Annotated in this window: 11 protein-coding genes; 2 read left to right on the top strand and 9 right to left on the bottom strand. The window is 43.2% G+C overall.

Annotation, left to right across the window (positions count from 1 at the left end):
* Positions 1–18: 18 nt before the first annotated feature.
* From smc to aspS, 3 genes are all read right to left on the bottom strand, one after another.
* Positions 19–3540 (bottom strand): chromosome segregation protein SMC, encoded by a 3522-nt coding sequence (smc, locus tag PHI74_05390; protein MDD5485436.1) that lies wholly within the window; start codon positions 3538–3540, stop codon positions 19–21.
* 213 nt (positions 3541–3753) lie between these two features.
* Positions 3754–4851 (bottom strand): PEP-utilizing enzyme, encoded by a 1098-nt coding sequence (locus PHI74_05395; GenBank protein MDD5485437.1) that lies wholly within the window; start codon positions 4849–4851, stop codon positions 3754–3756.
* Positions 4852–5077: 226 nt separating this feature from the next.
* Positions 5078–6361: an aspartate--tRNA(Asn) ligase gene (aspS, locus tag PHI74_05400; GenBank protein MDD5485438.1), complete on the bottom strand. Its 1284-nt coding sequence runs from the start codon at positions 6359–6361 to the stop codon at positions 5078–5080.
* A gap of 213 nt (positions 6362–6574) precedes the next feature.
* On the opposite strand from aspS, the gene PHI74_05405 reads away from it, so the two are divergent.
* A complete protein-coding gene (locus tag PHI74_05405; protein MDD5485439.1) occupies positions 6575–7357 on the top strand; it encodes a hypothetical protein in 783 nt (260 codons plus the stop codon).
* A 128-nt stretch (positions 7358–7485) separates the two neighbouring features.
* Here PHI74_05405 and hisD read toward each other — a convergent pair whose 3' ends face one another.
* The 4 genes from hisD to coaBC are packed head-to-tail and all read right to left on the bottom strand — an operon-like array spanning position 7486 to position 11538.
* Positions 7486–8772: a histidinol dehydrogenase gene (hisD, locus tag PHI74_05410; GenBank protein ID MDD5485440.1), complete on the bottom strand. Its 1287-nt coding sequence runs from the start codon at positions 8770–8772 to the stop codon at positions 7486–7488.
* Positions 8769–9449, bottom strand: coding sequence for a 4-phosphopantoate--beta-alanine ligase (locus tag PHI74_05415; GenBank protein MDD5485441.1), 681 nt, complete (start codon positions 9447–9449; stop codon positions 8769–8771). Before PHI74_05415 ends, hisD begins: the two co-directional genes overlap by 4 nt.
* A 32-nt stretch (positions 9450–9481) precedes the next feature.
* The gene (locus PHI74_05420; GenBank protein ID MDD5485442.1) at positions 9482–10327 is read right to left on the bottom strand and encodes a pantoate kinase; all 846 of its coding nucleotides are present in this window, start codon (positions 10325–10327) and stop codon (positions 9482–9484) included.
* Complete coding sequence (gene coaBC, locus PHI74_05425; GenBank protein MDD5485443.1) at positions 10324–11538, bottom strand: bifunctional phosphopantothenoylcysteine decarboxylase/phosphopantothenate--cysteine ligase CoaBC; 1215 nt, start codon at positions 11536–11538, stop codon at positions 10324–10326. Before coaBC ends, PHI74_05420 begins: the two co-directional genes overlap by 4 nt.
* A 202-nt stretch (positions 11539–11740) precedes the next feature.
* Here coaBC and PHI74_05430 point away from each other — a divergent pair, with 202 nt between their 5' ends.
* Complete coding sequence (locus PHI74_05430; protein ID MDD5485444.1) at positions 11741–12889, top strand: acyltransferase family protein; 1149 nt, start codon at positions 11741–11743, stop codon at positions 12887–12889.
* Between the two features lie 107 nt (positions 12890–12996).
* Here the strand turns inward: PHI74_05430 and PHI74_05435 are convergent, their stop codons facing one another.
* Positions 12997–13383 (bottom strand): YbaN family protein, encoded by a 387-nt coding sequence (locus PHI74_05435; protein ID MDD5485445.1) that lies wholly within the window; start codon positions 13381–13383, stop codon positions 12997–12999.
* A gap of 110 nt (positions 13384–13493) precedes the next feature.
* Positions 13494–13721 carry a DUF167 domain-containing protein gene (locus PHI74_05440; protein MDD5485446.1) on the bottom strand — a complete coding sequence of 76 codons (228 nt, stop codon included), beginning with the start codon at positions 13719–13721 and terminating at the stop codon, positions 13494–13496.
* Between the last annotated feature and the right edge of the window lie 825 nt (positions 13722–14546).

Below are 14546 nucleotides of genomic sequence, written 5' to 3' on the forward strand. Positions count from 1 at the left end.
CATCCATCTATCTATCCGTCAATTCAACATCACGCCTGTTATGCTGGAGACATTATCTTCCTGCATCGTTACGCCTATGGTTCTATCTGCGGATTCTATCATCGGTTTTCTTAGTGACACGACTATGAACTGCCCGTCTTTCGAGGCATCCTTTATCACTTTCGCGACCCTTTCCGCATTAGAGCCATCCAGATACATGTCGATTTCATCAAACACATAGAATGGGGAAGGTCTGTGTTTTTGTATCGCTAAAATGAATGCTAGTGCAGTCAAGCTCTTCTCTCCTCCGGACAAAGCCTCCATGTGATGTATTGCCTTACCAGACGGCTCAGCCTTGATGGATAACCCTCCTGCGAATGGATCCTCCCAGTTCTCAAGTATCAGTTCCCCTTCTCCATCCGATAGTCGAGCGAACACATCCTTAAAGTGCGCGTTGATTGCCAGAAAATTCTCCATGAATGTGTCTTTCTTCATCTGTTCATATTGCTTTATCCTGTTGAGGAGCTCATTTCGCTCCTCGAACAACACATCTCTCTTTTGTTGGAGGTCCTGCTGACGATCTTGAACCTGTTCATATTCCTCTATGGCACGCATGTTTACCGGCTCTAATGCTGCCATCTCGCTTTCCAAGCTCACAATTTTTTCTTTGATGGAATTGCTCGATGGGATATCTTTTGCATCTTGTATTCCTGCGGAAATGATCTCCCTGTCTATATCGTTGAACTGTACCTGCAATTCCTCCCTGGTGGCTTCGAGAGATCCCATCTTCACATCCACCAAATCTATATTCCTCTGGACATCGCCCTTCTCAGTCTCAGCCTTAACCTGCTCGCTCAATAATTCGTCTCTAATTTCACGCAGATCAGCCAATTCGGTTTCCAGTTCATTCTTTCTGTCTTCCCCGATCTCTAGGTCCTTCTCAAGCCCAACGATTTGGTCCCCGTTCCCTTTTATCTTGGTGTTTAGCAGGCCCTTTCTTTCCTCTAGCGAACCCAGCCTCTCCTTGTGCTCCTCTACTCTTGATGCACAGAAGTCCCTTTCTATGTGCAGCGCATTCATTCTGACATCTATCTCACGTGCCCTGTCCTCCAACCGTCTGATCTCAGACTCCATTCTATCGGACTCATTTGCTAGCGATGGTATCTCTGATCCCGCGAGTTCAGCTTCCAGCCCTTCGATTTCGCTTCCAAGAGCGGAAATTTTGTCATCAGCTTCCGCGATCGAAAGCTCTATAGATGCTATCTCATCTCCCAATCTTTTTCTCGCTGTGGATATGCTCCCTATTTCATCCTCTTTTATCTTGATTAATTCGTTATATCGATCTTTTAACTCCTCTCGATCCGCCAACATCCTTTTCTTTCCAGCGATTTCGGTATCTATGTCTGTTGTGCCCCTGATGGTGGAGGATATTTGGCTTTCGATGGCATCCATGTCCTCAATGCATTTTTGCCGCTTAGATTCATAGATGGTTATCTGTTCCGCCAGCTCTCTTAGCTTGTCCTCCTCTGTTGCAACGAACTTGAACCTCGATTTCGGAGCCGTGCCGCCGGTCATCGCACCGCTCTTTTCGATCAAATCCCCCTCAATTGTCACCATCCTTCTGGGCATCAGTTCTCTTGCTGCATCCAGATCGCTAACCACGAGCGTATCTCCAAAAACATAGCTGAATGCTGCATTGAATTGGGGGTCGTATTCCACAAGATTTATCGCATAATCGATTACGCCTTTTTCTTTGACCTCTTCCAGCAGCCTGGGTTTTTGCATTTTGTTCAGCGGCAGGAAGGTCGCTCGGCCCGAACCATCCGCCTTCAAAAACTCGATAGCACGCGTGGCATCTTCATCCGTGCTGACGACTATGCACTGCATTCTGCTCCCAGCTGCGATCTCCAATGCTAACGCATATTTTTCGTCGACTTTGCCCAGTTCAGCGATCGTTCCATAGATGCCTGACAGCATGCGATCTTTTTTCGCGCTTAAAATTCTTTCAACCGCATGGTAATATCTCGTCTCTTCTGCCGCTTTTACTCTCGCTTCTATCTTGGCATATTCCTGCTGGAGATTCCATAATTTGTTTTCTGCTTCGCTCAATTCTCTTTTCAGATCGAATTTTTTGCCTTCCAGATCTTTTTTGTAATCTGACTTCTTTTTAAGCTCCTTTTCAAGCTCTCTGAGCTCTTCGTGGATTTGCCTAATTTCGCTCTCAGCTTGATAAATGCGCTCCCTGGCGTTCGATATCTCTCTCTCGGCCCTGCTCACCTCGGCATCATTTCGCCTCATCTCATCGAGCAATCGATCCTTCGCTCGGAGCAATTCGTTTTTATCATCCCTCTTTTGTTCTATCTGCTTTTTGAACTCTACGAGGCTATCGCGTGTGCCGGCAAATTTTGCATCCACCTTTGCGATTTTAGCCTGAATTATGGATAATGCTTCTTTTCTATCGCTCATCTCTGCGAGCAAGCTCCCCTTTCGGACCTCCTCTTCTCCCGCTTGGGCTGTCAGCCCTTCTATCTTGTGTTGCGTCCTATCTATCTCGATGAACGTTCCCCTTCGCTCCTTCTCAAGCTCTTCTATTTCGTTTTGGGAAAATTCGATGGCATTCTTGCAGAAAGCGATCTTGCCCTGGAGGTCCATGATACCCTCTTTTATCTTGATCTGTTCGTCCTCCCCTTTCATCAGGATTTGTTCGTTTAAAGTGCCTAATTTTTCCTCCAGCTCCGATATCCTAGCTCGGATACCAGTTATCTCGCCTACCAAGCCGTCTTTCCTCGAATTTTGGATTTGCAGCTCTTTGATGACTTTTTTCAGCTTTCCGCTAACGCTTTCCCTTTTTGCCAGTAGAGTGAAAGCTTCATAGCGATGTTTTTCGTTCCGAAGCGCTTGATATTTGAGTGCCTGCTCCCTTTCACCAGACAATTGCTCCAGTCTGGAGTTCACCTCAGAGAGGAGGATCTCAGCGTGATCTATGCGCTCTCTAACGGTTTCAAGCTCTTTTAAGGATCGCTCTTTTTTCTCATCGAATTCTGCGACACCTGCGATCTCATCTATGACCTTTCTCCGCTCTGTGGGGCTCATGCTAATGGTCCTGGTGATGTCCCCTTGCACGACCACATTATAACCTTCCGGGAATATCTTGGACTTGGAGAGATATGTCCGAAGCTCGCTTAGGCTGCACGGCCTGTCGTTAAGATAATAGTTGCTGTAATAGCCTGCTTCGGTCCGCTGAATCCTCCTCTTTACTTTGACCACATCCTGGTCGAGGGGGAATTCCCTGTCAGCATTATCAAAATTGATGGTCACTTCCGCATGGTCTGGGTTTTTCCCGTTAACATTGTATATGAGGTCTGTCAGCCTTTCAGCCCTCATCATTTTGGAAGAGGATAAACCCAGTACGAAAAGGATGGCATCGATGATGTTCGACTTTCCGCTGCCATTGGGCCCAGATATGGTCGTGAAATCATCGAAAAAGGAAATCTTCACCCTTTTTCCAAAAGACTTAAAATTCCTGAGATCGATATCTTTTATATGCAAGGCTAGCCCCATCCCTCTATATAATAATCAACCAAAGAGCATATATATTTTATGGTTGTTATAATGGATTTTAATTGCAGTAGTATCTTAATTATTGTCGGGTATTTTTTAATCTTGATGAAGAGGTCATTTGTGGTTCAGAAAGTAAAAAAGAACATCAACCCAAGTCGATGATTGGATAGTAGAACAATGATAAGAACCCCCTATGAGTGGGTTTATATATAATTAGTTAGGCGAAATACGCCGATTAAGGGGGGGTATATACTCATTGAAGAATTTTTTAATTTCTTCAATGTTTAATATAATTTGAATATCCCCTTTATTACCATCTAAACAAACAATTTGACCATCAGCAAATTTATTGTAGTCACAACAAACTACGCAAGGAATACCTAACGACCTGCTTACTATCGCCAAATGTCCTGTAAAGCCCCCACATTCCTGTAGTCCTATGATCCCGATACATCGTTTAATGCAGGGAATCATTTCTGGTGTGGCATACTTAAGTACCCCAATATCTCCGTCAAGAGTTTTATCTAAATCCTCAATAGAATTGATAATTTTTATCATACCATAAACAACACCGGGAGATGCTGCGGTTGCATGCAGGAGGATTCCATTCGCTGGATAAGATTTACTTTTTCTCTGATAAAGGGGAGAATTACTTTGACTTTCATACTCTGATTTAACTATATCTTTTATCTCATCGATTGACTGGTCTAATGGTTGTAATGAGTGATTTTGGACAAATTTGTTCCACAAATCTGTAAATTCTTTTTCAGTGTTAGTATCTGATTCTTTTACTTCGCCTATAATGATTTCTCTCCTCAAAAAATCTTTGATTTCATTAAACTTTTCATATGAGATTTTACTATGAAAATGTGCCTCTCTTATAGCATAAATTTTGGTCAGATATTCAAAAAGTATACCGCTAGAGTTTGAGAATTTCTCATGCGTTTTTTCATTTATTTTGTTTTTTCTTCGCCAAGCTTTGTATGTTTCGCAAAATGCATTTGCAATAATTCCAGATGCTATCGATATAAGAGCCGTTATATAGATGTCCTCATAGCGTGGAACTTTACGAAAACGGTAAATACCTTCATAAAATTCCACAAATTTAAAAGAATCAAAATCCAATAATTTTATCCAAACGTCCCGAAGCGGTCTGATTACTCCAAAATCTGCAGAATATTCATAAATCAAACGATCTTTCAAATAAGTTAAATTATGTATCTTCAAATAACGTATAGTTGCCTTTGTTGCTATATTATCACACTCATTCAAGAGATCACATAACTCAGTATGAGGTATTGATTTGCTCATCTCTTGTATCCCCGCAGCTATTTTGATAATTCGTTCATATGTGACATAAATGTCGTATATCCTTCCATTTAGGAGTTATCTATTGAGACATGATATTGGCTAGTTATCTATTGAAATTATCTATTTAGCTTTTAGCGGATCTTTTTAAAATGCATTGGGTGATGGCTTTAGTTCCATAAGTTTAGCAGTCTTTTTGAAACCACCAACCTACAAATTCTACAGTAAACTAGGGCGATAGCCTATGCTGGTCTCTTGGGAACAAGACGACCTCCCGAATATTGCTGAGGTCGAGCATCGTCATCAGCAATCGCTCCAGCCCCAGCCCCCATCCTGCATGGGGCGGCATTCCGAATTTGAAAGCCCTCAGGTAAAATTCAAATCCTTCTGGATTCAGCCCTTGTGCCTCGATCCTTCTCAGGAGCAGGTCGGGGGAATGTATCCTCTGTGCTCCTGAGGAGAGCTCCATTCTGGGATGCATCAGATCAAACGCTTTGCATATCTCCGGGCGATCTTCATAGGGCTCTGTGTAATAGGGCTTGATCTCGGTGGGCCAATCCACTATGAAGTAATGCTTGCCCATCTTCTCTCCAATAGCCTTTTCTGTTGCCGTATCCAGGTCATCTCCCCATTCCATATCTCCAATATCTATCGCCTCCTCATAGGGCAATCGCTTGAAGGGTGCCTTTGGAGCCCTGAGCTGCAGGCCCAGAATGTCAAGCTCATTTTTGCAACTCTTGATCACGTCTGAATATACGCTCTCAACCAGGAGTTCTAAGATAGACATCACATCTTCGTGGGTGACAAAGGAAGCCTCTATGTCAATAGAACTGACCTCGTTCAGATGTTTGGTGGTGTCATGCTCTTCCGCTCTGAATATCGGTCCGATTTCATAGACCCTGTCCAATCCGGCCGACATCATGATCTGTTTATATAGTTGTGGGCTTTGGCTGAGAAATGCCTCCCGCTCGAAATACGTGATCGGAAACAGCTCAGTGCCCCCCTCTGTGGCTGTGGCAACGATCTTGGGCGTATGTATCTCTTTAAAGCCGCTGTTATCCAAGAAAGCTCGAATCGTCTTTAATACATGGTGACGGATTACGAATATCGCCTGTGTGCTTTGCCGCCTGATGTCCATGAATCTGGAGTCCAATCTCGTATCCAAATCAGCGCTCACTTTTCCTGTAACGTCCAATGGGAGCGGAGAATCTGCCTTGTTCAGCACCTGGACATCACTTGGGATGATCTCATAGCCGTTGGGTGCCTTGTCCTCTCTTTTGACGAAGCCAGATATCAAAACCACAGATTCTCTGGAAATGCCTCGGACTATGTTGAATAATTTTTCATCTACCTTGCCTTTGGGTAGCGTTACTTGCACTAATCCTTCCCTATCCCTGAGAACGAGGAATGTGATCCCGCCGAGATCCCTTGTCTCATGGACCCACCCTGCTATGACTACCTTCTTACCATCATCGTCTGGCGTTATCTCTCTGGAGTAATGTGTTCGTAGCATCTAATCACTCGATTATTTTTGCTCTCTTAGATAGTTACGTCCAGGTTTAAAAGTCTAATCTTATCTCATCTCCTCAAAGTTCTAAACACACGAAAAGACGAATCTATAGAATCGAAAGCTTCAATAATCTACAGGTTAAGTATTTTACGTCCTATAGAAAACCTTTGAAAAAGAGCATTTATCCTAAATTTTGTAAGGAAAGGACGTGCTATAATGGATATAAAGCAGTCTTTGCTGGATACTGAAAATGCCCTACGCGATTTTATTCAGTATACCCTGCAAGCTAAATTCGGTGAAGAATGGATTTGCCACTTGGGAGCAACAGACGATCGGGTTAACCAATGGAAATCCCGAATGGAAGAAGAGAGGCAACGTGCTGGACCTGTGGAAGAGCGCCTTCTTTATTACGCCGATTTTTATGATTTGCAGAAGATAATCGAGGAGAACTGGGAGCCATTATTCAAAAACGTCTTCTTCGATTTAGGAACTCTGGGTGTATATTTTGACCAATTGCGAGATTTTCGAGATGCCCGGGAGTTATTACTTTTCCAACAAAATCTGGTCCTGGGCATTTGTGGGGAGATTAGGTCACTCATTGTAAAATATCGCAGCAGGGCCCATTTCCCGCAAATCGAGTCAGCTCAGGATAGTTTAGGATCGCTTTTGTTGCCTGGGCCTATAGTGCAATTCACTCTGGCAAAGAAGGTATTAAGGATGGTTCCAGTCACTCTAACGGAAAAGGTGTTAAGGCCCGGTGACGAGGTCGAGTTTATAATCACTGCGTCTGATAAAGAGGGGGGAGAAATAGAATTTGCAATTCAGAAGGGTTGTAGTATGTGTGAAAAATGGCAGAAGGACAATCATTTCAAATGGAGAATTGACGACTCTGATATAGGCAAAAAAACTGACCTTACCTTCTATATTCGAAGCATGCGGAAGCATCACGCAATGGGAGACTATGACGATTTTGTTAATTTCTCTTATATTATCATTTAATTCCCAAGCGATGACCTAGGATATGACAAGAATACTAGGAGACGATAGCATACTAAAATCTTGAAGTATACTCATGCTTCGATTCAATGCAGATTGATATTTATTGGCTGGGCTTTTTCTCTATTCCATCACTCCTCAAACCTCTTCCTGATCGAATCCGCATGGGCTTCAAGCCCCTCTGCCCTGGCAAGCGCTATTATGTCCTCTTTTACACTGCTCAATCCTTCCTTACTGAGAATCTGGATGCTCGTCTTCTTCGTGAAGTGGTCCACGTTCAGACCGGAAAGCACTCTGGCATACCCTCCTGTGGGTAGAACGTGATTCGTCCCATACGCATAATCGCCTCCTGCTACCGGGGAGTATTCACCGATGAAGATCGAGCCGGCATGTTTGATCTTCTTCAACACGCTCAGGGCATCTGAGGTCATCAGCTCCAAATGCTCTGGAGCGAATTTGTTGACGAATTCGATCCCCTCCTCTAGATCGCTCACAGTCAGAATGGCGCTACGCTCTAGTGCTTTTGCTATGATGTCCTTTCGCTGCTCTTTTTTCCCTTGCACTTTCAACTCGCTGCTCACAGCTTTCGCTAGTTCATCTGAGGTCGTGATCAGGACGGAAAGGGACATGGGATCGTGCTCAGCCTGTGCGATCATATCTGATGCGATGATCGACGCCCTTTTGTTCAGAGGTTGATCCGCAAGGATCATGACCTCGCTGGGACCAGCAGGAAAATCTATCTCAACCTCGTTACGCACCAGCATTTTGGCAGCGGTTACGTAGACGTTTCCGGGGCCAACGATCTTGTCAACCTTTGGTATCGTCTCTGTGCCATAGGCCATCGCAGCTATGGACTGAGCGCCACCCACCTTATATACGCTGTCTGCCCCGGCGATGTTTGTGGCCACCAGTGTGAGTGGGTCTATCTTTCCGTCTGGCTTGGGCGGAGTGCATACTATCACATCTTCCACACCCGCTACCTTTGCGGGAATGACGGTCATCAAAGCCGTCGAGGGGTAAGATGCCAAACCACCGGGCACATATGCACCTACACACTCCAAGGGTTCAGTCTTTTGACCTAACAACATTCCTGGTGCAAATTCTGACAGCCACAGATCCTCTTTCAACTGTCCTCCATGGAAGGCTGCAATGTTTATCGACGCGCTCTCCAGATATCTGATGAGTTCTTTGTCCAGAGACCTTTCTGCCTCTTGCATCTCCTCCTCTGTGACCTCCAGCCCTTTAAGTTCAACCCCGTCGAACTCCTTGGTGTACTTGATCAGGGCCGCATCGCCTTTTTCTCGTACATCTGCCAGAATGCTCTTTACGCTTTCCATCGGCTTTTGCAGAGCAATCTCTCTATGCAATAACCGCTCAATTTCAGTGTCGCTCAACTCAGAAAGCCTTTTAATTATCATGTTTGATCCCAACCCTGTAAGTTTAGTTCATTATCGAATCCATCTATCATCTCTTTCATCTCTTTTTTATTCATGTATCTTAATTCTTCGGACAACTTCACCATATTCGGTATTGCTCTGACCACATTGTCCACCACTGTTATAGTGGCCGTTCTGGAGGTTCTACTCAATGGGTTCAGGTCTATCGCTATGACGGTTTTACCCATGTGCACCAGAGCTTCACACCTATCCCCATCCTCCAAGGCCACGAGCACTGCATCCGCTCCATAAATCCCTTTTTTTTCCACCTTTCCTCTTTCGTGCATTATGCCTGGTATGCTTGAATCGGCCTTCTTTCCCAGTACGTTTGTCGCTCCATGTGCCTTTAGATGAGCTATTATCTTGTCAATGCGCTCTTCAGTGCGATGAAACAGGTTCACCTCCAGAGGTGCACCTATACTTTCACTTAAACGCACGATATCATCTGGTACCAGTGCAGCTGTGTTACCGTTCACAGATATGATGGGGTGCGTCGCCATCAACAACGTTGCAACGGCAGCCCTCGTCGCATGCATCGCAGCCTCGGTGGTTTTCTCTCCTATCAGGTAATCAAATGCCTCGCCCCTGCCATGGGCTATTAAACCTTGCGTACAGACGATGCCAGACTCATATCCTCTCACGAGCTTTTCCCTGGTCATCAATGATACATAGCGGGGATGATCCTTTGGTATCATAACAATCGAGCCCCGCCATGGGATATCTTGTATGTGCGAACGGGTCCGAAGTCCTTCAGTGAATCATAACCCCCTATCGCAAAGACGACCTCTCCGAGCATAGCCATGCTTGCCATCCCGCCGCCGGATTTAACTGACTCTATGATGTCTGCTACAGCATCGCTCATGAGACCCGTATCGATGGCGAATTGATTGGACAATTGCATGAAATTTTGGATCGTTGGGCGTTTAAGAAGGCCTTTTAGAGCAATTCTCCCAGCCCGGTTGATCCGTCCTTTCAGCTTTTCATCCTCTAGCACATCTTTCGTCGAAATCTCGCCCAGCACGACGTGATTGACCTCGACATCGCTGACTGGAACCCTGTCCACCTCACCAATGCCGGGCGCTCCGGGCTTCCTTCGAATTATAATCCCGCCATGCGTTTGAGCTATCACGTCTCCCAGGCCTGTCTTATTCTCGATTTCTGCCACATGAGCAACCTCTGCAGCGCCATTATAGCTCAGATCAAGGGACAGTGCATTGCTCAGAGCAAGTGCTGTGCTCAATGCTCCGGCTCCGCTGGCGCCGAAGCCGCAACCAATTGGCACCTCTATCTTACTGCGCACTTCGACGAAATATCCACTGGCCAATCTCCTCACGACGGATCGAGTGGTGGGCGCATCTGCCTTGGCTCCATTTATAATTACGGATATGCCCTCACCCTCTTCTACTAAAACCTCCGTGGCCACTCCTGCCTGCAGGGTAAATCCGCAACCCTTGGACCCCATTTGTCTCTGATCTGAGTGCTCGCAGATTTCAAAAAAGCCAGTTATGTGTGCTGGTGCGTATGCCTTTGATCTCATAACACCTCGACCAATGCATCTATGACCTTCTTGGCTATGTCACTCTTTGAACCCTTGACATGCATGATCTCATTACTAAGGATGTATACCTCATTCTCATCTTCACCTATACCGCCCTTACCGACGTCGTTTGCTACCACCAGGTCCAGCTTGTATTCATCCATCATCGATCTCGCTCTTGAGATCAACTCTTTCACGGAAACATTCGTCTCTGCTTTGAAGCCGATTATTGTCAAATCAGGGTGGTTTTTCCTTACCAACTCTATCATCTTAGGAACAGGCTTCAACGATAACGTCTGCTCCTTGCCAAAGGAGGCTTTGTCAGGGTGCTTATCGACTGTATAGTCTGATATGGCGGCAGGGCATATTAGCACATCAAAACCATTTCTCAACTCGTTAAGCACCGCATCCGTCATTTGTTGAGCGCTCTCGACATAGGTGCTTTCGATCTCTGAATAGGGGCTGTGCCCTCTCTGCACCAATTTGACATCTGCCCCCCTTATGTATGCCTCTCTCGCCAGTTCCAGTCCGGTCTTTCCAGAGCTACGACTCGTTAGTATCCGGATCGGATCGATGGATTCTGCCGTCCCTCCTGCTGTTATCAATACCTTTTTCCCCTTCAATTCGTTTCTGTCGAGAACTCGTAACACACATAGGACGATGTCCTCGATGCTAGCGAGCTTCGCGCTCCCCTCTTCCATCCTTGGATTCATGAACACTATTCCTAATTCTTTTAGATGCCGGATATTTTTCATGACTATCGGATGTGAATACATCGAACTATGCATGGCAGGAGCTATGACGATCGGCATGCCAGACCCAAGTGCGGTGGTGGCAAAGGTCGTTACAGAGGTATCATCGATCCCAGCTGCGATCTTTCCGATGGTATTCGCCGTGCAAGGGGCGATCAACAACAGATCTGCTTTATCCTCCCGGCATCCACACAGCTCAACGTGCTCGATCTTGCCTGTAAGCTCAGTAATCACTTCATGCCCGGTTGCGTATTGAAGTGCGTGTGGGTGTATGATTTTTTCAGCAGAAGGAGACATCACTGCATGAACATCTGCGCCAAATCTCATCAGCTCTCGTGCCAGCTTGACAGTCTCGACGGCAGCTATGCTACCCGTGATACCTAGAACTATTTTCTTGCCAGAGAGTTCATCGCTCTCTGCGCCTTTTATGTCAAATGCCGGATGAGTCAAGAGTACCATTGTTCTAAGTCGCTTTTCAAGGTTAAAAAAGCTTGTTAATCCTGTTCGATCGAATCTAGGATGCTTTATTGTATTTGTAGCATTGCCGACGAGATTTAGAAAAACTCAACGATTCAATAAATCCAGAATCCTTAATTTTTATTTCTTGTCGAAGAATTTATATAATTATAACTTTTTTTGATATATCTAGGGTGTTTTGAGCTTGCCTGAGAATGTATCCTCTAAATCAGGAAGAATTCTTTATATGGATAATATCAGGCTTTTTTTAATTGTTATGATTGTTCTTCACCATGTTGCTGTCGCCTATGGGGGTTCAGGTGGCTGGCCACTTAAGGAAACACCAACTGATGAAATCAGCCCCATTATCTTTTTATTATTTAATGCTATCAATCAAAGCTATGTCTTATCATTCTTTTATCTTCTTTCCGGATATTTTGTTCCAAGATCATATGATAGAAAAGGACCAAAAATATTCTTGAAAGACCGATTAATACGTTTAGGTATACCTCTCTTGGTTTACACCACTTTAATTGTTCCCATTATTGATTACGTTGTGTTAAATTTCGCCAGAGGAAGAGAAGCATCTTTGTTTGGAATAATTACCTATCGACTTCAACACCCGATTTCTACTTGGGAAACTGGACCTCTCTGGTTTGTAGAGGCTTTGCTGATTTTTTCGACAGTATATGTTTTTTACAGGTTCATTTCCAGTTATTCATTTAGTCCTTTTAAGAATACTTTTCCAACAAATGCAGCAGTTACGGGAAGCATTATAGCAATTGCATTAGGAACATTCTTTGTAAGGATATGGTATCCTGTTGGGGTTGAAGTACTGAATAGTTTCCAGTTAGGACATTTTACTCATTACATATTCTGTTTCTGGGTGGGGATATTGGCATACAGGGGGAGGTGGTTTGAGCATTTATCAAACCCAAAACCATGGAAAACAGTTGCTCTTTTATCAATAATTTCTTTGCCGATTATGATTATTGTTTTGGGCGTTATTATGGGTTATGATCTTGATATTGCTTTAGGTACGTTTTCTTGGCAATCTTTAATGACCTCAACATGGGAATCAATTGCCTGTTTGAGCATTATTATTAGTTTAGCATATATTTTCAAGAACAGATTTGACACACAGGGAAGATTGATTAAATGGATGTCCCCTAATTTCTATGCAGTATACATCCTTCATCAATTAGTTATAGTCTCGATAACGATCCCATTCTTATACACTACAATACCGACAGCCTTGAAATTCTTCTTTGTTTCATTAATCGGTGTTCCTACATGCTTCGTACTTAGCGATTTAATCAGAAAGATCCCCTATGCTAAAAGGGTCTTGGGTTAGGTCAGTTTTACTTTTAGATAGGTATATGTTTTCATAAATTATCAAATGGAAGGGATTCTTACTCATTTTTACATTAGATTAGGTGTATAATGACGTCTTCAGGAGAATTATGGGTTGATTTTTGAATTTATTGTTTTTATTGTGAGGATATGGAGGGTAACACAAATCGCGATTAGAAATAATAATGCCCGGATTAAGAAGTTTGATATGATAAAGAATATGGAGTAACCTATTGCCAGCCATAGAAATGTCAATGTGTATATCTTATTCCTTCTTGAAATACCTCTCCCTTCCACATAATTTGTCAAATATGAGCCAAAGACCCTATTATTGAATAACCATTGTTGTAGCCTATGGGAGCTTTTGCCATAGAAAAAGGCAGCCAATAAAAGAAGAGGTGTTGTTGGCAAAAGTGGAACAATGATGCCTATCAATCCTAATACTGTACATGCGGACCCAAGAATTGTGAATGCAATCTTTTTGAAATTTCTCATTATTAGACCCTAATTTCCGAACTATTGAATATCATTTTTATATGATCTGGCTTATAGACTAGACTAGATTTTCAGAACCCATACGAGATATCTGTTAGCATTTGCAATCATCATCCATCCGTATCCACTTCAATAACCTTCTCCCTCGATTTTTCACCTCTGATTATTTTGACATCACATTTCTTCACATTAAAAAATTCTGCTAAGACTCCGATTAAAGCTTTATTCGCCTTATTGTCAATTGCCGGAGCCTTTATACGTACCTTAAGTTGCCCCAACTCTTCGGAAACATCATTTTTCTTTGCATTAGGAATAACTCTGACATTTATCACTTTCATTTTAAGGACCTAATCGTTTTCATTCATCTTCTTTTCTTTTGACATCCATTGTCTCCCTAAATGCGCTGACGGGACCAGTTTTGAGCCCACAGCCCCTTTTTCTTAAATTAAATATTGCATTATCCGTCTTTACATTTTAGAATCTTTTCTTTATTTTATATTTCTGCACAATTCAGGCATTTGTTTTTGTGTCGTTCTGGCATTCTTGTAAATATTGATACCCTCACGACATTTTCCATAGAACCCACCGACTATATAACATTTAATGTGTATCTGATTGTTCTAAATTTTTAAGTAGTAATTTTGCATTTTCATTTAACATTTTATATTTAACATAACGGAATTTTTTTTTTGGAAGAAAAAATTTTTGGTTTAAGCTCGGAAAATATGATCTTTGTTTTATTATGTTCCACGGAAGGTTATGGGCCTCTTCTTTAAATAGCTACAAACTTCTTGAAAAATCTTGAAATGCATCTATAACTTTCTCTCAGGTAATTTTTAATCCTAATTTTTATTCATGATTTTGTGACCATAGCCATAGCCATCAGAATTCGTCCATATACAGAAGTATGCATGTGTATATATAACATAGGGTGTATACCTGCCTAGCGGTACAATCATTCATAACAGAAAATCATTTATATTGAATGGTGTCTATCTGCATATCGGATTGGAAGTGAAGAAGCTGATAAAAAGAGATGCGATGAAAATTGGGAAAGGGACGATACTGGCAATGCTGTTGGTATGCATTGCAATGGTGATTTTAGTGATGCCCGTTCAGGCATATACGACGGAAGTGCACGTGGTAAAGTATGCCTCGGATGA

It is taken from the genome of Methanocellales archaeon, from assembly GCA_028715985.1.
Taxonomy (GTDB): Archaea; Halobacteriota; UBA148; order UBA148; family UBA148; genus UBA148.

Excerpts from the sequence above, each read along its gene's own strand:
- PHI74_05395 (MDD5485437.1), bottom strand. The coding sequence starts at position 4,851 with ATGAGCAAATCAATACCTCATACTGAGTTATGTGATCTCTTGAATGAG.
- smc (MDD5485436.1), bottom strand. The coding sequence starts at position 3,540 with ATGGGGCTAGCCTTGCATATAAAAGATATCGATCTCAGGAATTTTAAG.
- hisD (MDD5485440.1), bottom strand. The coding sequence starts at position 8,772 with ATGATAATTAAAAGGCTTTCTGAGTTGAGCGACACTGAAATTGAGCGG.
- coaBC (MDD5485443.1), bottom strand. The coding sequence starts at position 11,538 with ATGGTACTCTTGACTCATCCGGCATTTGACATAAAAGGCGCAGAGAGC.
- PHI74_05435 (MDD5485445.1), bottom strand. The coding sequence starts at position 13,383 with ATGAGAAATTTCAAAAAGATTGCATTCACAATTCTTGGGTCCGCATGT.
- aspS (MDD5485438.1), bottom strand. The coding sequence starts at position 6,361 with ATGCTACGAACACATTACTCCAGAGAGATAACGCCAGACGATGATGGT.
- PHI74_05440 (MDD5485446.1), bottom strand. The coding sequence starts at position 13,721 with ATGAAAGTGATAAATGTCAGAGTTATTCCTAATGCAAAGAAAAATGAT.
- PHI74_05405 (MDD5485439.1), top strand. The coding sequence starts at position 6,575 with ATGGATATAAAGCAGTCTTTGCTGGATACTGAAAATGCCCTACGCGAT.
- PHI74_05420 (MDD5485442.1), bottom strand. The coding sequence starts at position 10,327 with ATGAGATCAAAGGCATACGCACCAGCACACATAACTGGCTTTTTTGAA.
- PHI74_05415 (MDD5485441.1), bottom strand. The coding sequence starts at position 9,449 with ATGACCAGGGAAAAGCTCGTGAGAGGATATGAGTCTGGCATCGTCTGT.